This is a genomic window from Caballeronia sp. LZ024 (assembly GCF_031451455.1).
Classification (GTDB): Bacteria; Pseudomonadota; Gammaproteobacteria; order Burkholderiales; family Burkholderiaceae; genus Caballeronia; species Caballeronia telluris.
Genome location: NZ_JARUXL010000001.1, coordinates 2,882,363 through 2,901,923 on the forward strand (window position 1 = coordinate 2,882,363; position 19,561 = coordinate 2,901,923).

The 19,561-nt window shown below is 63.8% G+C and carries 18 protein-coding genes and 1 tRNA gene; 6 read left to right on the plus strand and 13 right to left on the minus strand.

Annotated elements, in window-relative coordinates; genetic code table 11:
- Positions 1 to 176: 176 nt before the first annotated feature.
- The 4 genes from QCE48_RS12945 to QCE48_RS12960 all read right to left on the minus strand — a co-directional run bounded on the left by QCE48_RS12945 (position 177) and on the right by QCE48_RS12960 (position 5,580).
- A complete protein-coding gene (locus tag QCE48_RS12945; protein ID WP_309787354.1) occupies positions 177 to 3,176 on the minus strand; it encodes a ribonucleoside-diphosphate reductase subunit alpha in 3,000 nt (999 codons plus the stop codon).
- Between the two features lie 545 nt (positions 3,177 to 3,721).
- A complete protein-coding gene (gene ampD, locus QCE48_RS12950) occupies positions 3,722 to 4,324 on the minus strand; it encodes a 1,6-anhydro-N-acetylmuramyl-L-alanine amidase AmpD (protein WP_309787352.1) in 603 nt (200 codons plus the stop codon).
- The gene (locus QCE48_RS12955; RefSeq protein WP_309787350.1) at positions 4,321 to 4,638 is read right to left on the minus strand and encodes a PP0621 family protein; all 318 of its coding nucleotides are present in this window, start codon (positions 4,636 to 4,638) and stop codon (positions 4,321 to 4,323) included. The genes ampD and QCE48_RS12955 overlap by 4 nt, the downstream gene beginning before the upstream one ends.
- Positions 4,639 to 4,668: 30 nt before the next feature.
- A complete protein-coding gene (locus QCE48_RS12960) occupies positions 4,669 to 5,580 on the minus strand; it encodes a cytochrome c biogenesis protein CcsA (protein WP_309787349.1) in 912 nt (303 codons plus the stop codon).
- Positions 5,581 to 5,681: 101 nt separating this feature from the next.
- Between QCE48_RS12960 and ffh the strand changes: the two genes are divergently transcribed.
- Both ffh and QCE48_RS12970 read left to right on the plus strand, forming a co-directional pair.
- Positions 5,682 to 7,049: a signal recognition particle protein gene (gene ffh / locus QCE48_RS12965; RefSeq protein ID WP_309787348.1), complete on the plus strand. Its 1,368-nt coding sequence runs from the start codon at positions 5,682 to 5,684 to the stop codon at positions 7,047 to 7,049.
- A gap of 120 nt (positions 7,050 to 7,169) precedes the next feature.
- The gene (locus QCE48_RS12970; RefSeq protein WP_116563688.1) at positions 7,170 to 7,721 is read left to right on the plus strand and encodes a hypoxanthine-guanine phosphoribosyltransferase; all 552 of its coding nucleotides are present in this window, start codon (positions 7,170 to 7,172) and stop codon (positions 7,719 to 7,721) included.
- Positions 7,722 to 7,763: 42 nt separating this feature from the next.
- On the opposite strand, the gene QCE48_RS12975 is transcribed toward QCE48_RS12970, so the two are convergent.
- Entirely contained in the window at positions 7,764 to 8,363 is a 600-nt protein-coding gene (locus tag QCE48_RS12975; protein WP_087632312.1) for a MarC family protein, read from the minus strand.
- 1 nt (position 8,364) lies between these two features.
- Complete coding sequence (locus tag QCE48_RS12980) at positions 8,365 to 10,101, minus strand: proline--tRNA ligase (RefSeq protein ID WP_309787346.1); 1,737 nt, start codon at positions 10,099 to 10,101, stop codon at positions 8,365 to 8,367.
- Between the two features lie 214 nt (positions 10,102 to 10,315).
- Here QCE48_RS12980 and QCE48_RS12985 point away from each other — a divergent pair, with 214 nt between their 5' ends.
- Positions 10,316 to 10,963: an RNA pyrophosphohydrolase gene (locus tag QCE48_RS12985; protein ID WP_309788329.1), complete on the plus strand. Its 648-nt coding sequence runs from the start codon at positions 10,316 to 10,318 to the stop codon at positions 10,961 to 10,963.
- A 143-nt stretch (positions 10,964 to 11,106) separates the two neighbouring features.
- Positions 11,107 to 11,664 carry a CNP1-like family protein gene (locus tag QCE48_RS12990; RefSeq protein WP_309787345.1) on the plus strand — a complete coding sequence of 186 codons (558 nt, stop codon included), beginning with the start codon at positions 11,107 to 11,109 and terminating at the stop codon, positions 11,662 to 11,664.
- Positions 11,665 to 11,722: 58 nt separating this feature from the next.
- On the opposite strand, the gene proB is transcribed toward QCE48_RS12990, so the two are convergent.
- The 4 genes from proB to rplU form a co-directional block, all read right to left on the minus strand.
- Positions 11,723 to 12,841, minus strand: a complete 1,119-nt coding sequence (gene proB, locus QCE48_RS12995) for a glutamate 5-kinase (protein ID WP_309787344.1) — start codon at positions 12,839 to 12,841, stop codon at positions 11,723 to 11,725.
- Between the two features lie 52 nt (positions 12,842 to 12,893).
- Entirely contained in the window at positions 12,894 to 14,000 is a 1,107-nt protein-coding gene (gene cgtA, locus QCE48_RS13000; RefSeq protein ID WP_116563680.1) for an Obg family GTPase CgtA, read from the minus strand.
- A 178-nt stretch (positions 14,001 to 14,178) separates the two neighbouring features.
- Positions 14,179 to 14,439: a 50S ribosomal protein L27 gene (gene rpmA, locus QCE48_RS13005; RefSeq protein WP_087632317.1), complete on the minus strand. Its 261-nt coding sequence runs from the start codon at positions 14,437 to 14,439 to the stop codon at positions 14,179 to 14,181.
- A 41-nt stretch (positions 14,440 to 14,480) separates the two neighbouring features.
- Positions 14,481 to 14,792 carry a 50S ribosomal protein L21 gene (gene rplU, locus QCE48_RS13010; RefSeq protein WP_008342953.1) on the minus strand — a complete coding sequence of 104 codons (312 nt, stop codon included), beginning with the start codon at positions 14,790 to 14,792 and terminating at the stop codon, positions 14,481 to 14,483.
- A 276-nt stretch (positions 14,793 to 15,068) separates the two neighbouring features.
- Between rplU and QCE48_RS13015 the strand changes: the two genes are divergently transcribed.
- Positions 15,069 to 16,061: a polyprenyl synthetase family protein gene (locus QCE48_RS13015; protein ID WP_309787339.1), complete on the plus strand. Its 993-nt coding sequence runs from the start codon at positions 15,069 to 15,071 to the stop codon at positions 16,059 to 16,061.
- Between the two features lie 50 nt (positions 16,062 to 16,111).
- A tRNA-Pro gene (locus QCE48_RS13020) sits at positions 16,112 to 16,188 on the plus strand.
- 171 nt (positions 16,189 to 16,359) lie between these two features.
- On the opposite strand, the gene QCE48_RS13025 is transcribed toward QCE48_RS13020, so the two are convergent.
- Genes QCE48_RS13025 through QCE48_RS13035 form a run of 3 tightly spaced genes read right to left on the minus strand, consistent with a single transcriptional unit; the run spans position 16,360 to position 19,211 of the window.
- On the minus strand, positions 16,360 to 17,619 hold the full coding sequence (locus tag QCE48_RS13025) for a patatin-like phospholipase family protein (RefSeq protein WP_309787337.1): 1,260 nt from the start codon (positions 17,617 to 17,619) through the stop codon (positions 16,360 to 16,362).
- An 11-nt stretch (positions 17,620 to 17,630) separates the two neighbouring features.
- Complete coding sequence (locus tag QCE48_RS13030; protein WP_309787335.1) at positions 17,631 to 18,419, minus strand: 3-hydroxybutyrate dehydrogenase; 789 nt, start codon at positions 18,417 to 18,419, stop codon at positions 17,631 to 17,633.
- A 12-nt stretch (positions 18,420 to 18,431) separates the two neighbouring features.
- The gene (locus QCE48_RS13035; RefSeq protein WP_309787334.1) at positions 18,432 to 19,211 is read right to left on the minus strand and encodes an acetoacetate decarboxylase; all 780 of its coding nucleotides are present in this window, start codon (positions 19,209 to 19,211) and stop codon (positions 18,432 to 18,434) included.
- Positions 19,212 to 19,561: the final 350 nt, after the last annotated feature.

Sequence of the window (19,561 nt, forward strand, 5' to 3'; positions counted from 1 at the left end):
CGTCTGCTGCGTCCCCCCCCCCCCCCCACCAACCCCGGGGGCGTGTTCTTGCACCCGCCCCCCGCGCCCCGCCCCCCCCCCCCCCCCCCCCGGGGCCCCCCCCCCCCCCCGACTCTTCACTCAGTCGCGCCGGCCGGGCGTTCGCCCGGCCGGCGCTTGGGGCAGAATGCCGACGCTTACTGGCAAGCCTCGCACTCGTCGAAGCCCGGATCGCCCGGACGCATCATGCAGACCGGACCATCCGCTTCCGGCGCTGCCGCCACTGCCGGCGCCGCTGCCGCTGCCGCGTGGAAGCCGCCAGCCGACGAACCGCCCATGCTCATGCCGCCGCCAAACCCCGCACCCGACGCGCCACCCGCGCCATTGCCCGACTCGCCCGACGGCACCGAGTTCAGCGCGCCGTGCGCGACCGTCGACTTCTCGACGCTCGTCGCGGACATCGTGCGGAGGTAGTACGTGGTCTTGAGACCGCGCAGCCACGCGAGCTTGTAGACCTCGTCGAGCTTCTTGCCCGACGCGCCGCCCATGTAGATGTTCAGCGACTGCGCCTGATCGATCCACTTCTGGCGGCGCGCCGCCGCTTCCACGACCCACTTCGCGTCCAGCTCGAACGCCGTGGCGTAGATCGCGCGCAGGTCGGCCGGGATGCGGTCGATGCGCGAGAGCGTGCCGTCGAAGTACTTCAGGTCGGAGACCATCACTTCGTCCCACAGGCCGCGCGCCTTCAGGTCGCGAACGAGGTAGTCGTTCACCACCGTGAATTCGCCGGACAGATTCGACTTCACATACAGGTTCTGGAATGTCGGCTCGATACACGCCGACACGCCGATGATGTTCGAAATCGTCGCCGTCGGTGCGATCGCGACGCAGTTCGAGTTGCGCATGCCGTGCGTGGCGATGCGCGAACGCAGCGTCGTCCAGTCCATCGATTCGCTTTCGTCCACTTCGACGTAACCGCCGCGCTCTTCGGCCAGAAGCTTCAGCGAATCCTGCGGAAGAATGCCGCGATCCCACAGCGAGCCGCGATAGCTCGTATAACGGCCGCGTTCTTCGGCCAGTTCCGTCGAGGCGTAGTACGCGTAGTAGCAGACCGCTTCCATCGACGTATCGGCGAACTTGACGGCCTCATCCGACGCATACGGCGTGCGCAGCAGGTGCAGACAGTCCTGGAAGCCCATGATGCCCATGCCGACTGGGCGATGCTTCAGGTTCGAGTTACGCGCCTTCGCGACCGCGTAGTAATTGATGTCGATCACGTTGTCGAGCATGCGCATCGCGACGCTGATCGTGCGCTTCAACTTGTCGTGATCGAGCGCCAGCGTGCCGTCGGCCTGCTTCGCCAGGTGCGCGACGAGGTTTACCGAACCGAGATTGCAGACGGCGATTTCCGTGTCGCTGGTGTTCAGCGTGATTTCCGTGCACAGATTCGACGAATGCACGACGCCGACGTGCTGCTGCGGCGAACGGATGTTGCACGGATCCTTGAACGTGATCCACGGATGGCCGGTTTCGAACAGCATGCCCAGCATCTTGCGCCACAGCTGCGCCGCCGGAATCTTCTTGAAGAGCTTGATTTCGCCGCGTGCCGCCTTGTCTTCGTAAGCCGTGTAAGCCTTCTCGAACGCCGCGCCGAACAGGTCGTGCAGGTCCGGGCAGGTCGCCGGCGAGAAGAGCGTCCAGTCGCCGCCTTCGTGGACGCGCTTCATGAACAGGTCGGGAATCCAGTTCGCCGTGTTCATGTCGTGCGTGCGACGGCGGTCATCGCCGGTGTTCTTGCGCAGTTCCAGGAACTCTTCGATGTCCAGGTGCCACGTCTCCAGGTACGCGCACACCGCGCCCTTCCTCTTGCCGCCCTGATTCACCGCGACGGCCGTGTCGTTCACGACCTTCAGGAACGGCACCACGCCCTGCGACTTGCCGTTCGTGCCCTTGATATGCGAGCCGAGCGCACGCACGCGCGTCCAGTCGTTGCCGAGACCGCCCGCGAACTTCGAGAGCAGCGCGTTTTCCTTCAGCGCTTCGTAGATGCCGTCGAGGTCGTCGGCGACGGTCGTCAGATAGCACGACGACAGCTGCGAGCGGCGCGTGCCGGAATTGAACAGCGTCGGCGTGGACGACATGAAGTCGAAGCTCGACAGCACGTTGTAGAACTCGATGGCGCGCGCTTCGCGGTCGATTTCGTTCAGCGAGAGGCCCATCGCGACGCGCATGAAGAACGCCTGCGGCAGTTCGATGCGCTTGCCTTCCGTGTGCAGGAAGTAGCGGTCGTACAGCGTCTGCAGGCCGAGGTAGCCGAATTGCAGGTCGCGGTTCGCGTCGAGCGCGGCGCCGAGACGCTTCAGGTCGAATTGCTGGAGCTTGTCGTCGAGCAGTTCCGCTTCCACGCCCTGCTTGATGAAGAGCGGGAAATATTCGGCGTAGCGCTCGCTCATGTCGGCTTGCGTGACTTCGCCTTCCAGAATTTCGCGGCGGATCGTGTGCAGCAGGATGCGCGCCGTGACTTGGCTGTACGCTGGGTCCTTTTCGATCATCGTGCGCGCAGCGAGGATGGCCGAGTCGTAGACCTGGCTCATCGGCACGCCGTCGTACAGGTTCTTCACCGTTTCCGCGACGATCGGATCGGCGCTGACGGCGTCGCCGAGGTTCTCGCATGCCGAGACGATCAGCGCCTTCAGCGCGTTCAGGTCGAGCGGACGCGAGATACCGCCGTCGATCACGTTGATGCCGAGTGCGTTCGCCTGCACTTCCGGCGCGTGCGCGCGTTCCTGCGTGCGTTTCTCGCGATACAGCACGTAGGCGCGCGCGACGTTGTGCTCGCCGCCGCGCATCAGCGCGAGTTCGACCTGATCCTGAATGTCTTCGATGTGGAACGTGCCGCCGTTCGGACGGCTGCGCACGAGCGCGCGCACGACGCTCTGCGTCAGTTGCTCGACCAACTCGCGCACGCGCGCGGACGCCGCGCCCTGTCCGCCGTTCACGGCGAGGAACGCCTTCGTCACCGCGATCGCGATCTTCGACGGCTCGAACGACACCACGGTCCCGTTGCGACGGATGACCTTGTAGTCGGCAAGCGTCGTGTTCGGCGCGAGCGTCTGTGCGCCCGGCTGCTGCGTGGCCGCGGCGGGACGTGCGGAGGCGCCGTCAAAGGAGGTCGTGGTGTTGTCGGTGGTTTGCATGTGCAAATCTCCTGGTGTTCGATGGTGCGGAACGTCCGCGGTTGGTTGGTTCAAGTTCGCGCCGGGCGCGTCGCCGGTGCGGACATCTGGAAACTGAAAACGGTCAGCCGGAGAGACATGTTTCGTGCGGGCTGTGCCGTTCTTCCCCGACGCTTTTCTGCGATGGGTGGCTTTCATCGACTGTGTGGCCTTCTCGGTGCTACGTGCATGCGGTTGCCGGCGTGCTGCCGACGGATTGCAGACGCGTTTGCTGCTTACATCGCGGCGGCCCGACGCGGTTCTGGTCTTCGTTTCATGACCGCGCGGCCGCCTTCTGCTTCACCTTCCCCGTAAAGCCGACGGCGCCGGCTCTCAGAGCGGGCGCCGCCTCGACAACACAAGATGTAGTGCAATTTGCGTCTATGGGCACCAAGTATAGTGAACTTCCGCACAGTCTCAAAAAGATTTATTTGCCTGTCGAATGCCTGCGAGGGATTGACTTTTGCTTGGCCGAAGCGCGGCGCGGCCTCGGGCGTTCCCCGTGCTGCGGCGCAACGAGAATGCCCTTACGCGTGATTCAGGTACGGGAAGAATCGCGAGGAGAGACCGGTGGCGCGCACGAACCGCGGCCAGTCGAAGTGAGGACCGGGATCGGTCTTGCGGCCCGGCGCGATGTCCGAATGGCCGGCGAGCGCATCGATCGGATAGCGTTTCGCGAGTACGCCGACGAGCGTCTGTAGCGCATCGTATTGCGCGTGGTCGAAGGCAAAGCGGTCGCTGCCTTCCAGCTCGATGCCGATCGAAAAATCGTTGCAGCGCTCACGTCCGAAAAAGTCCGAGACGCCCGCGTGCCACGCGCGATCGTTGCAGGAGACGTACTGCTCGATCGCGCCATCGCGACGAATCACGAAATGCGCCGACACGCGCATGCCGCGCAGCTGCTCGAAGTACGGATGCGCGTCGTGATCGAGCCGATTCTGGAAGAAGTCGCGGATCGCGTCGCCGCCGAAGTCGTCGGGCGGCAGGCTGATGTTGTGCACGACGATGAGCGTCGGTTCGATCGCGCCGGGCCGCGCCTCGAAATTCGGCGAGGGTAGCCGCGTCGCGGTGGAGAGCCAGCCGTCGGCGTCGACCGAAGCGATGGCTTCGGCGCGCGGTGACTGCGTCATCGCGCGTCGCGGCCCGTGGCGCGCGCGGCGTGGCGATGCGCGTGATCGGAGCAGCAAAAGCGCTGCCCCGCGACGACGAGCGTTTCACTGCGCGGCGTATGCACGCCGCACTCGGCGCAGCGCACGAGCGGATCGGGCAGTTGCGGCGCGCCGCTCGCACCGTTGCCGCTGCGCGCGCTGGCGCCACTCGCGCCGCCGGTGTCGGCGCGCGTGCCTTGCGTGGCGGTCTGCGCGCGCGCGTTCGCGCGGCGCAGCTTGCGAAACAGCCACTGGCTCGCGAAGAACACGAAGATCAGGAGGAGAATTTGTCGCATGGCGTGACTAATAGAAGAAGGCTGCCCGGCTCAGACGACCGCGCGATGCAGCAGCACTTCGAACACGAAGCGGCTGCCGACATAAGCGAGCAGGAGCGCGACGAACGAAGCGAGCACCCAGCGCAGCGCGGCACGACCGCGCCAGCCGGAGACGCGGCGCGCGGTGAGGAGCGCGCCGAACATGAGCCATGAAAGGAAGGCGAACACCGTCTTGTGATCGAGCTTGAACGCGCGGTCGACGAGTTGTTCGTTGAAGGCGATGCCCGAAACGAGCGTGAGCGTCAGCAGCACGAAGCCCGCCGCGATCAGGCGAAACAGCAGCTTTTCGAGCGTGAGAAGCGCCGGCAGCGTATCGAGCCAGCTCGTCAGCCAGCCGTTCGACGTGTGACGCGCCGCCGAGCCGCGCATGTTCTGCAGGCGCTTTTCGACCATCAGCATCAGGATCGCGTGCAGCGCCGCAATCGCGAAGAGGCCATACGCGATGTTCGCGATCAGGAAATGCAGCTTGAACATCGGCGCGGCGGAATACGGCAACACGCGCACGCCGCCAAAGAGAAGCGGCAACAGCGACGCCACGCAGGCGAGCGGCAATACGAGCAGCCGCAAACCGTCGAGCGGAAAGAAAAAGCTCTCGATCCAGTAGATGCCCGCGCCGAGCCAGAACATCGCCGACAGCGCGAACGCGAAGCCGAAGATCATCGCGTTCTGCGGGAAGATGGTGGTGTGCAGCAACACCCCGTGCACGACGAGCGCGACAAATAACAGCGCGCGCCCGATGCCGCTCATGCCCGACGCTTTCGATGCCCGCGCGGGCGGAACCGGTGCGCCTGCGGGAATGCCCGCCAGCACGGGCTCGACGGCCGTGTGGCGATGCGCGCGCCAGCCCGCTACGGCAAGACCGCCGTACAGAAGCGCAGTGAGGGCATACAGTACAATATCCATGTTCGAAGTTTACACTAGGCCCCGAACTCACGACGTCTTCCCCTCCCGCCGTCAGGGCGGGCGCGGGCGCCACGGCGAGGCCGCACTCTCTACCGCTCCCCATGCTCGACAATCTCACTCAACGGATGGCGCGCGTCGTCAAGACGCTGCGCGGCGAGGCCCGGCTCACCGAGGCCAACACGCAGGAAATGCTGCGCGAAGTGCGTCTCGCCTTGCTGGAGGCGGACGTCGCGCTGCCGGTCGTGCGCGAATTCATCGCCAAGGTGAAGGAGAAGGCGCTCGGCGAGGACGTCATTTCGAGCCTGTCGCCGGGACAGGCGCTCGTCGGCGTGGTGCAGCGCGAGCTGACGGCCGTGATCGGCGGCGACTACGAAGGCAAGGCCGCCGAGCTGAATCTCGCGGTCACGCCGCCCGCCGTGATCCTGATGGCCGGCCTTCAGGGCGCGGGCAAGACCACGACCACCGGCAAGCTCGCGAAGCTGCTGCGTGAGAAGCACAAGAAGAAAGTGCTGACGGTTTCCGTCGACGTTTACCGCCCCGCCGCCATCGCGCAGCTGAAGACAGTGACCGAGCAGGTCGGCGCGGACTTCTTCCCGTCCGAGCCGAACCAGAAGCCCGCCGACATCGCGCGCGCCGCCGTCGACTGGGCGAAGCGTCACTACCACGACGTGCTGATCGTCGATACGGCCGGCCGTCTCGGTATCGACGAAGCGATGATGAAGGAAATCAGCGAGCTTCACACCTTGCTGAACCCGGCGGAAACGCTCTTCGTCGTCGATGCGATGCTCGGCCAGGACGCCGTGAACACCGCCAAGGCGTTCAACGACGCGCTGCCGCTCACCGGCGTCGTGCTCACCAAGCTCGACGGCGACTCGCGCGGCGGCGCGGCGCTGTCCGTGCGTCACGTGACCGGCAAGCCGGTGAAGTTCGTCGGCGTCGCGGAAAAGCTCGACGGGCTCGAAGTCTTCCATCCGGACCGCATGGCGAACCGGATCCTCGGCATGGGCGACATTCTGGCGCTCGTCGAGGAAGCGCAACGCGGCGTCGACCAGAAGGAAGCGCAAAAGCTCGCCGACAAGGTCAAGAAAGGCGGCGACTTCGACCTGAACGACTTCAAGGCGCAGCTCGCGCAGATGAAGAACATGGGCGGGCTGTCGTCGCTGATGGACAAGCTGCCCGCGCAGTTCCAGCAGGCCGCGCAGGGCGCGGACATGGGCGTCGCCGAAAAGCAGATGCGCCGCATGGAAGGCATCATCAATTCGATGACCATCAAGGAGCGCGCGAAGCCCGAACTGATCAAGGCCGCGAGAAAGCGCCGGATCGCCGCCGGCGCGGGCGTGCACGTTCAGGACGTCAACCGGATGCTGAATCAGTACGAGCAGATGCGCGGCATGATGAAGAAGCTCAAGGGCGGCAACCTGCAGAAGATGATGCGCGGCATGAAAGGCATGATGCCCGGCATGCGCTGACCGACGCGCCGTCGAACCCGCGCCCCGCCCGCGAAGCCGCGGCGTGCGCGGGTTTATCATATGGCGCTCGCCGCCGTTTTTTCCCACACTAGGTATTCACGCCACCGCGCCGCTTTCCTTATGAATCGCGAAGAAGCTCTCCACATTTTCAGCCACTCCGAAGAAATCGTGTCGGCGGCCGATGTCAATGCGTCGATCGAACGCATGGCGCAGGCCATCCGCGCGGCGACCAGCGAGGATTTCCCGCTCGTCCTCTCCGTGATGGGTGGCGCGGCGGTGTTCACCGGCATGCTGCTGCCGCATCTCGACTTCCCGCTCGAATTCGATTACATCCACCTGACGCGTTACCGCAACGCGATCAAGGGCGGCAGCGAAATGCAATGGCGCGTGGCGCCGGCGGAATCGGTGAAGGATCGCGTGGTGCTCGTGCTCGACGACATCCTCGACGAAGGCGAGACGATGGCCGCCATCCGCGACCGCATCATGATGATGGGCGCGAAGCAGTTTCTGTCGGCGGTGCTGTGCGAAAAGACCATTCCGAAGGCAAAGCCGTTGCGGCCGGATTTCTGCGGATTCGAGGTGCCGGACCGCTATGTGTTCGGCTGCGGCATGGACGCGAAAGGCTACTGGCGTAACCTGCCGACCATCCGCGCGCTCACTGAAGGCGCGTGAAGTTCGAATCAGCTGTAAAAAAAGCGGCCTCGGCCGCTTTTTTTACAGCTGATGCACGAAGGTGCGTATTCCGGTCAGGATCATCTCGACCGAAATCGCGACCAGCACGAGTCCCATCAGCCGCTCGAACGCGGTGACGGCCCGCTCGCCGAGCCAGTGCTGGATCTTCTCGGCAAGAATCAGCACGATCGCGCAGACGATCATCGTGACCGTCAGCGCGCCGACCCATTCCAGCATCTTTCCCGGCGCCTGCGACGTCAGCAGCATCACCGTCGCCAACGCCGAAGGACCCGCGATCGCGGGAATCGCGAGCGGCACGATCAGCGGCTCGCCGCCGCGCGAATCGCCGCCCATCGGGCCATCGGGATGCGGGAAAATCATCCGGAGCGCGATCAGGAACAGCACGATGCCGCCGCCGATCCGAAGCGACAAGTCGGTGAGACTCATCGCGCGCAGGAAGCGGTCGCCGACCAGCATGAAGACGAGCAGAATGCCGAACGCGATCGCGATTTCCCGCAGGATCACGATACGCCGCCGCTCGGCCGCCACCCCGCGCAGCGCGTTGATGAAGATCGGGATGTTGCCGAGCGGATCCGTAATCAGAATGAGCAGGACGGTCGCCGAGAGGAAGTTGTACTGCACGTTACTTCGACAGCGCCGCTTTGACCTTCTCGATCACGACGCGCCCCGCCTCTTCAACGGGCAGGAGCGTGGCTTCGGTGTCGCGGCGCGCCTGGTATTCGAGCTTGCCTTCCTTCAGCCCGCGGTCGCCGATCACGAGCCGGTGCGGCACGCCGATCAGTTCCCAGTCGGCGAACATCACGCCCGGGCGCTCGCCGCGGTCGTCGAGGATCACGTCGATGCCCGCTTCCTGCAACTGCGCGTAGAGCTTGTCGGCCTGCTCGCGCACGGCGTCGCTGCGGTCGTAGCCCATCGGGCACAGCACCACTTCGAACGGCGCGATCGATTCCGGCCAGATGATGCCCTTGTCATCGAAATTCTGTTCGATCGCGGCGCCGAGCACGCGCGTCACGCCGATGCCGTAGCAGCCCATCAGCATCGAAGCGGGCTTGCCGGTTTCGTCGAGATAGGTCGCGCCCATCGCATCCGAATATTTCGTGCCGAGCTGGAACACGTGGCCGACTTCGATGCCGCGGCACATCGCGAGCGCGCCCTTCCCGTCCGGCGACGGATCGCCCTCGACGACATTGCGGATGTCGGCGACGACCGGCTCCGGCAGATCGCGGCCCCAGTTCACGCCGGTCGTGTGATAGTCGAGCTCGTTCGAGCCGACGACGAAGTCGCTCATGTTCGCGACCGTGCGGTCCGCGACCACCTTCACCGGCTTTTTCGTGCCGACCGGGCCGAGATAGCCCGGCGGCGTGCCGAACCACTCCACGATTTCCTGCTCGGTCGCGAAGCGGTATCCCGCGAGGCCCGGCAGCTTGTTCGCCTTGATGTCGTTGAGCGAGTGATCGCCGCGCAGCATCAGCAGCCAGATGGTCGGCTCGGCGCCTTCGTTCTCGGTGGCGAGCACGATGGACTTGATCGTGCGCTCGAGCGGGATGTTCAGATATTCCGCGACCGCTTCGCACTTTGCCTTGCCCGGCGTCGGCGTCTTCTTCATCTCCTCGGCGGGCGCGGCGCGCTCGGCGATGAGCGGCAGCGCGTCGGCCGCTTCGACGTTCGCCGCGTAGTCCGAATCCGGGCAATACGCGATGGCGTCCTCGCCCGTATCGGCGATCACGTGGAACTCGTGCGAGCCGCTGCCGCCGATGGAACCGTTGTCCGCCGCGACCGCGCGGAATTCCAGCCCGATGCGCGAGAAGATGCGCACGTAGGCGTCGAACATCTTGCGATACGACTCGGCGAGGCCGGCCTGGTCCTTATCGAACGAATACGCGTCCTTCATGATGAATTCGCGACCGCGCATCACGCCGAAGCGCGGACGGATCTCGTCGCGGAACTTCGCCTGGATCTGATAGAAATTGACCGGCAACTGGCGGTAGCTCTTGATGTCGCGGCGCGCGATGTCGGTCACGACTTCCTCGTGCGTCGGTCCCACCACGAAATCGCGCTCGTGACGGTCCTTGAAACGCAGCAGTTCAGGGCCGTATTGCACCCAGCGGCCGGATTCCTGCCACAACTCGGCGGGCTGCACGGCCGGCATCAGAATTTCGAGCGCGCCCGCCCGGTTCATCTCCTCACGCACGATGGCTTCGACCTTGCGGATCGAGCGAAGCCCGATCGGCATGTAGTCGTAGATACCGCCCGCGACGCGGCGAATCATGCCGGCGCGCATCATCAGCTTGTGGCTGACGATTTCGGCGTCGGCGGGGGCTTCTTTCAGGGTGCCGATGAAGAAACGTGATGCTTTCATTGAAAAATATCCAAAAGCGAAGCGCGCCGGAGTGCCGCTGGCGGCGTAGTGGCGTGCAGAACGAGTGAACGACGGGATGGCTGGCGGAAGGAAGAATCTGCCGCCGGCCGGAATATCCGGCGAATGGCGTACCCGGATTCGGGTTCGTGCCGGTGCGCCAGGCCCGTTATCTGTTTATAATCAAAGCAATTTTAAAGGATTCGAAGGTGGTTGTATGCTGGATCGTGAAGGCTTTCGCCCGAACGTCGGCATCATCCTCTTGAACGCGCGCAACGAAGTGTTTTGGGGTAAGCGACTGCGTGAACATTCCTGGCAGTTTCCGCAAGGGGGCATCAAGTACGGCGAGACCCCCGTGCAAGCGATGTATCGGGAGTTACACGAAGAAACCGGCTTGCTACCGGAACACGTCAAAGTCGTGGGGCGAACCCGCGACTGGCTGCGTTATGAGGTGCCGGACAAATTCATCAAGCGCGAGGTGCGCGGTCATTATCGCGGCCAGAAACAGATCTGGTTTCTGCTGCGAATGGTAGGCCGGGATTGCGACATCTGCCTGCGTGCGACGGATCATCCGGAATTCGATGCCTGGCGCTGGAACGAGTATTGGGTCCCGCTCGACGCGGTGATCGAGTTCAAGCGTGACGTTTATCAACTGGCGCTCACCGAGCTGTCGCGCTTTTTGCGGCGGACAGCCGCGAGAAGCGAGCGCGGCGAGCGTGCCGCACATCATGGACCGCGCTATCCGCGCGTCATCCAGACGATGACAATCGAAGCACCCGCGGTTTCCGCGGCGGGTGCCGCGATTGAGGCAGAATGTTCGGTCGAGGAAGTGCATGTTTTCGCGCGACGCCCGTTGCACGAGTAACGCCGCCCTTCCTTGCAAACTTTTCCACTCCGCATGACTTAAAAGCGGCGACACGGCAACGTGTCCCGCTTTTTTTCCGCTCGGCACGCTTCGCTCGCTTGGTTCTGTCGGGCGTGCTGCGCGAATGTTTCGGGAAGATCTAATTGAAAGCCATCGCCTTATTTGCGGCATCCGCGGCAGCGCTTGCCGTGCTCGCCGGTTGTTCCAGTAACAAGGGCCCGTCCAATCAGGACGACGGCGTGTTCACCTACCTGCTCGACCGCAAGACCGAGTGGACTGAGAACAAGGTCGAAAACCTGCCGCCGCTGCCGCAGTCGTCGAGCTTGCTGCCGTTCACGGTTTCTCAGAACACGCCGCTCACCTTCTCCGTCGACAAGAATTCGGTTTCCGTCGGCACGGATGGTGTCGTGCGCTACACGGTGGTCGTGACGAGCCCCGCAGGCGCGCGCAACGTGAACTACGAAGGAATTCGATGCGACAACTACGAGTGGCGCCTCTACGCCAGCATCGACGACAGTCAGAGTGCCTGGGACCGCACGGTAGCGAACGACTTCCGGCGCATCGAAAACGGAGAACTGAACGCGTATCACGCGGCGCTGTATCAGGACTACTTCTGCGCGAACAAGCTGCCGATGGGCGACGCCAAGCAGATCGTCAATGCCATCCAGTACAAGCGGCCGGCGGGATCGCAGTATCGGTGAAGTGCCGGATTCGATTGAAAAAAGCCCGCTGAATCCTGAGATTCAGCGGGCTTTTTCGCTAGACCAGCACCAGATTGTCGCGATGGATCAGCTCGGGCTCCAGCATATAGCCGAGCACGGTTTCGATCTCCGCGCTCGGCCGCCGATGAATCAACCGCGCCTCCGAACTGCTGTAATTCGTGATGCCGCGCGCAACTTCATGGCCGTCCGGATTCACGCAAGCGATCACTTCGCCGCGCGCGAACGCGCCCTTCACGTCGATCACGCCGATCGGCAAAAGGCTCTTGCCGCCGGCAGTCAGCTTTTCGACAGCGCCGTTGTCGATCACGACGTGACCGCGCACCTGCAGGTGATCGGCCATCCACTGCTTGCGGGCCGCGATGCGCGCCGTGCGCGCGACGAGCTGCGTGCCGATCATCTCTCCCGACGCGAGCCGCGTGAGGACATCGGACTCCCGTCCGCTCGCGATCACCGTGTTCGCGCCGCTATGCGCGGCGCGTTTCGCGGCGAGGATCTTGGTCAGCATGCCGCCGCGCCCGAGACTCGAGCCCGCGCCGCCTGCCATCGCCTCGAGTTCGGGCGTGCCGGCGTCGGCCTGCTCGACGAGCGTGGCGCCCGGGTCCTTGCGCGGATCGGCCGTGAAGAGGCCGCGCTGGTCGGTGAGGATAATGAGCGCGTCCCCTTCGATCAGGTTCGCCACCAGCGCGCCGAGCGTGTCGTTGTCGCCGAACTTGATTTCGTCGGTGATGACCGTGTCGTTTTCGTTGATGATCGGCACCGCGCCGAGACGCAACAACGTGAGGAGCGTCGAGCGCGCGTTCAGGTAGCGCTCACGGTCGGCGAGGTCGGCGTGCGTGAGGAGAATCTGCGCGGTACGGATGCCATGCGCGCCGAAACTGCTCTCGTAGACCTGCGCGAGGCCCATCTGGCCGACCGCCGCGGCCGCCTGCAATTCGTCGATTTCGCGCGGGCGCTTCGTCCAGCCGAGCCGGTGAATGCCCTCCGCGATCGCGCCCGAACTGACCAGCACGACTTCCTTTCCCTGCTCGCGCAGAGCCGCGATCTGCGATGCCCAACGGGCGATCGCCGCGTGGTCGAGCCCGCGGCCGTCGTTGGTGACGAGGCTCGACCCGACCTTCACTACCAGACGCTTCGAAGCAGCGATGACGGAACGCATCGTGCGCATTCTCCTGGGATTAGGTAAGCCCGCGGCAAGCGCGGGCCCCGGTTTATTCCTGCTGCGCGGGCTTGGGAGCTGCTGCGGCCTCGTCGCGGAACCGCACGTCGGCGGCCAGATCTTCCGCTTCCGCCGCCCGCGACGCGTCCGAGTTCTGCGAGATGTAATCGAAGATTGCGTAGGTCAGCGCTTCGCAACCCTGGCCGGTCAGCGCGGAGATTTCGAAGACCGGACCGCTCCATTCGTAGCGCTCGAGGAAATCCGCCACGCGCGCCTCGCGCTCGTCGTCCGGCACCATGTCGAGCTTGTTCAGCACCAGCCAGCGCGGCTTCTGATAGAGCGCCTCGTCGTATTTGCGCAATTCGTTGACGATTGCCTTCGCCTCGACGACCGGGTCGACATTCTCGTCGAACGGCGCCAGATCGACCAGGTGCAGCAGCACGCCGGTACGCTGCAAATGGCGCAGGAAGCGATGCCCGAGGCCCGCGCCTTCCGCCGCGCCTTCGATCAAACCGGGAATGTCCGCGATCACGAAACTCTTGCTCGGCCCGACGCGCACCACGCCGAGATTCGGCGCGAGCGTCGTGAACGGATAGTCGGCGATCTTCGGCCGCGCGTTCGACACCGACGAAATGAACGTCGATTTTCCCGCGTTCGGCATGCCGAGCAGGCCGACATCGGCGAGCACTTTCAGTTCGAGCCTGAGCATGCGCCGTTCGCCCGGCTTGCCTTCCGTCTTCTGGCGGGGCGCGCGATTCGTGCTCGACTTGAAGTGCAGGTTGCCGAGGCCGCCCGCACCGCCGTTCGCGATCAGGACTTCCTGATTGTGCTCGGTCAGGTCGGCGATCAGTTCGCCCGTCTCCATGTCGGCAATGACGGTGCCGACCGGCATGCGCAGCGTGATGTCGTCGCCGCCCTTGCCGTAACAGTCCGCGCCGCGGCCGTTTTCGCCGTTGCGCGCCTGATGCTTCTTCGCGTACCGGTAGTCGATCAGCGTGTTGATGTTGCGGTCCGCGACCGCGTAGACGCTGCCGCCCCGGCCGCCGTCGCCGCCGTCCGGCCCGCCGAACGGGACGAACTTCTCGCGGCGCATCGACGCGCTGCCATCCCCTCCGTCGCCGGCGATGACTTCAATTCTCGCTTCGTCAATGAACTTCATGCGTTGCTCCGTCCCGTGTTTCCACCATTTTGCCGCGACCGGCGGGTGCCGGCCATCGTGCAAAAGATATAAGCCAAAGTGTCTTTCGAATAGGGTCCGTGAAACCGGACGCCCAATGAAAAAGGCCCCGCGAACTTCGCGGGGCCTTTTTCGGTCCTGAAGCCCGTGCCTGTAAACCTTAGGCTGCCGGGACGACGTTGACCAGATGCTTCTTCGCTGCGCCCTTCGTCGTGAACGTGACGTGGCCATCGGTCAGCGCGAACAAGGTGTGGTCCTTGCCGATGCCGACGTTCTCGCCCGGGTGCATGCGCGTGCCGCGCTGGCGAACGATGATGCCGCCCGCGTTGATTGCCTGGCCGCCGTAAACCTTCACGCCGAGGCGCTTCGATTCGGAATCGCGGCCGTTGCGGGAAGACCCGCCTGCTTTTTTGTGTGCCATGTGATTACTCCTTGACCGTTAGCTGGATCGACCGACGCGCTTTAAGCGTTGATCGCGTCGATGCGCAGTTCGGTATAGTTCTGGCGATGACCAGCGTGCTTTTGGTAGTGCTTCCGGCGACGCATCTTGAAGATCGTGACCTTCTTGTGACGACCCTGGGACACGACGGTAGCCTTGACGGAAGCCCCACTGACCAGCGGTGTACCGAACTGAATCGATTCACCTTCGCCTACTGCGAGAACCTGGTCGAGCGTGATTTCAGCGTCAATGTCTGCCGGTATCTGTTCTACTTTCAATTTTTCGCCGACGGCAACCTTATACTGCTTGCCACCGGTTTTTATGACCGCGTACATTGAGAACCTCACTCTAAATTCGTTTTTCCGCACACCGTGCGCGAAAACGCGTGATTATACATAGAGTTAGGATCGCCGTCAAAGGCCAGTCGACTTTGCCGGCGAGCCCGCCGGCCTGCCGCGGATTTCCGTTTGCGCCGCAATCGGCGGTGAAACGCGAAAAATCCGGCCCAAATCGGGCTTCATCAGCACGCGGCCGACGGCGCAGCGGGCGCCGAACCGCCGTCGTCAACCAGATTCGCCTTATAATTCGCGGCACTATCCTAATTGCCGATCATGTCGTCCACCGCCACTTCATCCCCCAACGCCGCCACCCTGCTCGCCCCGATCGCCGAGGACATGCAGCAGGTCAATCGCGTCATCCGGCAGCGCCTGGCATCCGAAGTGATGCTGATCAACCAGATCTCCGAGTACATCATCGGCGCGGGCGGCAAGCGTCTGCGGCCCGCGCTGCTCTTGCTCGTCGCCGGCGCGCTCGGCGACACGACCGGTCATCGGCACGAACTCGCGGCCGTCGTCGAATTCATTCACACGGCGACGCTCCTGCACGACGATGTCGTCGACGAATCCGATCTGAGGCGCGGCCGCAAGACGGCGAACGCGCTGTTCGGCAACGCGGCGAGCGTGCTGGTCGGCGATTTTCTTTACTCGCGCTCGTTCGAGATGATGGTCGGCGTCGGCAAGATGCGCGTGATGGAAATTCTGTCGGTCGCGACCAACGTGATTTCCGAAGGCGAGGTACTGCAGCTTCTGAACATGCACGACCCGGACGTCGATCAGGCGCGCTACATGCAGGTCATCCGCTATAAGACGGCGAAGCTCTTCGAGGCCGCCGCCCAACTGGGCGCCGTGCTGTCGGGCTCGGATGCCAAGACGGAAGCGGCCGCGGCGGAGTTCGGGCGACGCATCGGCACCGCGTTCCAGATCATGGACGACTGGCTGGACTACACCGGCACGGCGGAATCGATGGGCAAGAACGCCGGCGACGACCTGCGCGAAGGCAAGCCGACACTACCGCTCATCTACCTGATGGAACACGGCACGGCAGAGCAGGCGGCGCTCGCGCGCGAAGCGATCGAACAGGGCGGCACGGATCGATTCGAGACCATTTTCGAGGCGATCACCCGTTCCGGCGCGCTCGATCACACGCTCGAATGCGCGCGAGGCGAGGCGCAGGCGGCGGCGAATGCGATTTCTTCGTTTCCGGATTCCATTTACAAAGAAAGCCTGCTAGAATTATGTTCTTACTCGACGGCGAGGCAGTCTTAAACAAGACTGAAATGCCGTAAGAGTCCAGCAGTATCCAAGTCGTACCAATTCGGGGTGTAGCTTAGCCTGGTAGAGCGCTACGTTCGGGACGTAGAGGCCGGAGGTTCGAATCCTCTCACCCCGACCAGAATTTTCTTGATGAGTTGCTACGCACCGTCAAGACCGAAACCGCCCAGCTTGCTGGGCGGTTTTTTGTTTTGCGCGACCATAATCCAATAGAGCAAAGCGCGGCTCCAGCCGCACATGGAAACGCGCCTTCACCGAATAAACCGGCAAAGGCGCGCTTCGCGTCAATCACTCACTTCGCGCCGACCTCGTCAGTCGCTTCCGCCTCGCGCAGCCCCCTTCCCCCTACCGCCACCGGCGCGGCTTCGTATCGATGTACGTCATGCGTGACGAACCCCAGATCGTGACTCGGAATCTCGAACCACTCCGGATGACCGAACGAACGCCGAATATCTTCGAGCCCGCTCGCCCAGTGCTCGCCCATCGTGTCGTTGCTGAACTCGTAGTCCTTGTAATGGCCTTCGAAGAACTTGTTCTTGTAGATCAGATGCACGACATTGACCGCGCCGCCGTCGGCCACTTCCTGCGCCTGTTTCATCAGCGGATGCGTGCGCCGTACCTTTTCCGGCACGTGCTCCAGCAGTTCCTTGATCATCCGCGCGTGCTTCTGGTTCTGCGCAACGAAGTCCGTGATCGCGCGCGTGCGGCTCGAATACTGAATGTCCTTGGTGCGCTCCGAGATATCGAGAAAATCGCCCGGTAGCGTGCCCTTCGAACTCCACAGATCGACCTGGAATACGAGCGCGTCCTTGTGCTGCATTTCACCGATGATCTCGGTCAGCGGCGTATTCGACACCAGCCCGCCGTCCCAGTAATACTCGCCGTCGATCTCGACCGCCGGGAAGCCCGGCGGCAACGCGCCCGACGCCATGAAGTGCTGGGGTTCGAGACGCATCTTCGTGTTGTCGAAGTAGACGAGATTGCCGGTGCGCACGTTCACCGCGCCCACCGACACGCGCACGTTGCCGTCGTTGATGCGCTCGAAGTTCGCGTACTTCAGGAGCGTCGCGCGCAGCGCCGCCGTGTCGTAGAAGCTGACCTCGTTCGGCAGTTTCCGCGCGGCGTTCGGGAGCGGCATCGGCACGGCCACGCGCGGCGCGAAAAAGCCCTTCTGCCCTTCGGTCAGCGTGCGGGTCGCGGACCACATGCTCGACCACTTGCGCCCGATGTTCGGAAAGCCGAAGACCGTCGGAATCAGCGCGCCGAAATGTCCGAGCAAATCCGCCGGCTGGCAGATCGTGCTCCAGAAGCCGCGCAACGCCTCGACGCGATGTTCCGGCGCATTGCCCGCGATGATCGCAGTGTTCAGCGCGCCGATCGAGATGCCGGAGATCCAGCTCGGCCCGATCCCCGCCTCCGCGAGCCCTTCGTAGACGCCGGCCTGGTAGGAGCCCAACGCGCCGCCGCCCTGCAGGACGAGGCCGATTTCATCGTAGGCGGGCAGCGCGATGCGGCCCGGCTGCTTCAGTGTGTTGCGTGGACTGCGGCGCATGGTCGTCGTCCTTACTGCATGAACCAGCCGTGGCTCACGACCACCGACTGCCCCGTCAGCGCCGCCGATCCGAAGCCCGCCAGGAACGCCACCGTGTTCGCGACATCCTCGACCGTCGTGAATTCGCCGTCGACGGTTTCCTTCAGCATCACGTCCTTGATGACCTGCGCTTCGGTGATGCCGAGCGCCTTCGCCTGCTCGGGAATCTGCTTGTCGACGAGCGGCGTGCGCACGAATCCCGGGCACACGACGTTCGCCCGCACGCCGCGCGAACCGCCTTCCTTCGCGACGACGCGCGCGAGACCCAACAAGCCGTGCTTCGCCGCGACATACGCCGACTTCAGCTTCGACGCCTCATGCGAATGCACCGATCCCATATAGATGATCGAGCCGCCCTTGCCCGCCGCGTACATGTGCTTGATGGCGGCCTTCGTCGTGAGGAACGCGCCGTCGAGGTGGATCGCGAGCATCTTCTTCCAGTCGGCGAACGCGTAGTCCTCGATCGGGTTGACGATCTGGATGCCCGCGTTCGATACGAGCACGTCGATCGAGCCGAGCTTCGCGACGATTTCCTCGATGCCCGCGTTGACTTCGTCCTCGCTCGTCACGTCCATCGATACCGCGATCGCGCGTCCGCCGCCCGCGACGATGTCGTCGGCAACCTTCTGCGCGTTCGCGAGATTCAGGTCGGCGATCACGACCGCCGCGCCGTCCGAGGCGAGCTTGCGCGCGCACTGTTCACCGATACCGCTTGCTGCGCCCGTTACGAGCGCGACTTTTCCTTGCAACGACATGTGCATGTTCCTTTTGGCTTATTGATTGACGGCAAGCTTCAGCGCATCGGCGGGAGCGAGATAGTCGTAAGCGACTTCGCCGATATCGAGCGTGAGATTCGCAATGACGTGCCGCGCGCCGACGATCCGCTTCACCGGCAGATCGGCGACCGGCGCGAGCGCGTGCGCGTGGAGTTCGAGCGCGGCCGGGCCTTCCCAGGCGCCGAGCACGGTGACGTCGCGCAAGAAGAAGCGCACGAGTTCGCAGACGCGCGCCGAGCCGTCGACGTGCGGAATCACCTTCAGCAGATAGTTGGGCGTATCGGCGAGCTTGCGGCGCTCGGCTTCGAGGTCGAGCGGACTATATTTGTAGCCCATCGTGCCGGTGGCGACGCGTTGCGTGCCGTAGTCGAGCGTGCCGAGCAGCGTGTCCTTGCCGTCGACGCAAAGGCGCGGCGATGCAAGCTTCTTCGGGAATCCCCAGATTTCGCGGCCGCCGGCGATCGGCCCTTCGTCGTCGAGATACATCGCGTGGGTGTAGCTCGCCTTGCGGCCTTCTTCGTCGATGACGGAGATGACTTGCCCGCTTTCGGTGTAGTCGCCGAAACCCGATGAATCCGGCATGCGGATGAACTCGTAATGCACGAGCGCGTTGTCAACTTTCAGCGGTTCCGGCACGACCGCGCGCAGGGCGTCGAGGTCCGTTTCATACGAGATGATGAAGTATTCGCGATTGAGAAAGCGAAACGGCGGCCGAGGATAGGCGGGACGGTGCACCGGCATCGCATAGGCGTTCTTGCGGATTTCATCTTCTGTCACTGCGGCGCTTCCTGTGGATGACGAAGGCACGATGGTAGCGGCATTCGTCGGCCGGAGCGGATTACACCGACCTGACGACCGCTGCCCAGGCGCCCTCGTCGCTGCGGTGAAACGCCCGCCCCGTCTGGCTTTGCCGTTCATCGGCGGATGCAGCGGTCGCATCGTCATCGGTTTCGCAAAATATTGTTGCGCCAGTGAGTCCTATGTCAGAGCAAGGCGCGTTCAAGACTCGAACGCGCCATTTACAGAGACATCCTGAACAAAATTTCGATTCCACTAGGAATTCAACGCGCCCCGGTTCATCGAACGACCGTGCGCCCCAGACCTCGCCCGACCGCGCGCGCCGGCGA

What these genes read in the sequence shown, in the direction of transcription:
- ampD (WP_309787352.1), bottom strand. Translation starts at nt 4,324, where the DNA reads ATGACGCAGTCACCGCGCGCCGAAGCCATCGCTTCGGTCGACGCCGAC.
- ffh (WP_309787348.1), top strand. Translation starts at nt 5,682, where the DNA reads ATGCTCGACAATCTCACTCAACGGATGGCGCGCGTCGTCAAGACGCTG.
- QCE48_RS12955 (WP_309787350.1), bottom strand. Translation starts at nt 4,638, where the DNA reads ATGCGACAAATTCTCCTCCTGATCTTCGTGTTCTTCGCGAGCCAGTGG.
- proB (WP_309787344.1), bottom strand. Translation starts at nt 12,841, where the DNA reads ATGCGTTCCGTCATCGCTGCTTCGAAGCGTCTGGTAGTGAAGGTCGGG.
- QCE48_RS12970 (WP_116563688.1), top strand. Translation starts at nt 7,170, where the DNA reads ATGAATCGCGAAGAAGCTCTCCACATTTTCAGCCACTCCGAAGAAATC.
- rpmA (WP_087632317.1), bottom strand. Translation starts at nt 14,439, where the DNA reads ATGGCACACAAAAAAGCAGGCGGGTCTTCCCGCAACGGCCGCGATTCC.
- QCE48_RS12945 (WP_309787354.1), bottom strand. Translation starts at nt 3,176, where the DNA reads ATGCAAACCACCGACAACACCACGACCTCCTTTGACGGCGCCTCCGCA.
- QCE48_RS13025 (WP_309787337.1), bottom strand. Translation starts at nt 17,619, where the DNA reads ATGCGCCGCAGTCCACGCAACACACTGAAGCAGCCGGGCCGCATCGCG.
- QCE48_RS12980 (WP_309787346.1), bottom strand. Translation starts at nt 10,101, where the DNA reads ATGAAAGCATCACGTTTCTTCATCGGCACCCTGAAAGAAGCCCCCGCC.
- QCE48_RS12985 (WP_309788329.1), top strand. Translation starts at nt 10,316, where the DNA reads ATGCTGGATCGTGAAGGCTTTCGCCCGAACGTCGGCATCATCCTCTTG.
- QCE48_RS13015 (WP_309787339.1), top strand. Translation starts at nt 15,069, where the DNA reads ATGTCGTCCACCGCCACTTCATCCCCCAACGCCGCCACCCTGCTCGCC.
- QCE48_RS13030 (WP_309787335.1), bottom strand. Translation starts at nt 18,419, where the DNA reads ATGCACATGTCGTTGCAAGGAAAAGTCGCGCTCGTAACGGGCGCAGCA.
- QCE48_RS12960 (WP_309787349.1), bottom strand. Translation starts at nt 5,580, where the DNA reads ATGGATATTGTACTGTATGCCCTCACTGCGCTTCTGTACGGCGGTCTT.
- rplU (WP_008342953.1), bottom strand. Translation starts at nt 14,792, where the DNA reads ATGTACGCGGTCATAAAAACCGGTGGCAAGCAGTATAAGGTTGCCGTC.
- cgtA (WP_116563680.1), bottom strand. Translation starts at nt 14,000, where the DNA reads ATGAAGTTCATTGACGAAGCGAGAATTGAAGTCATCGCCGGCGACGGA.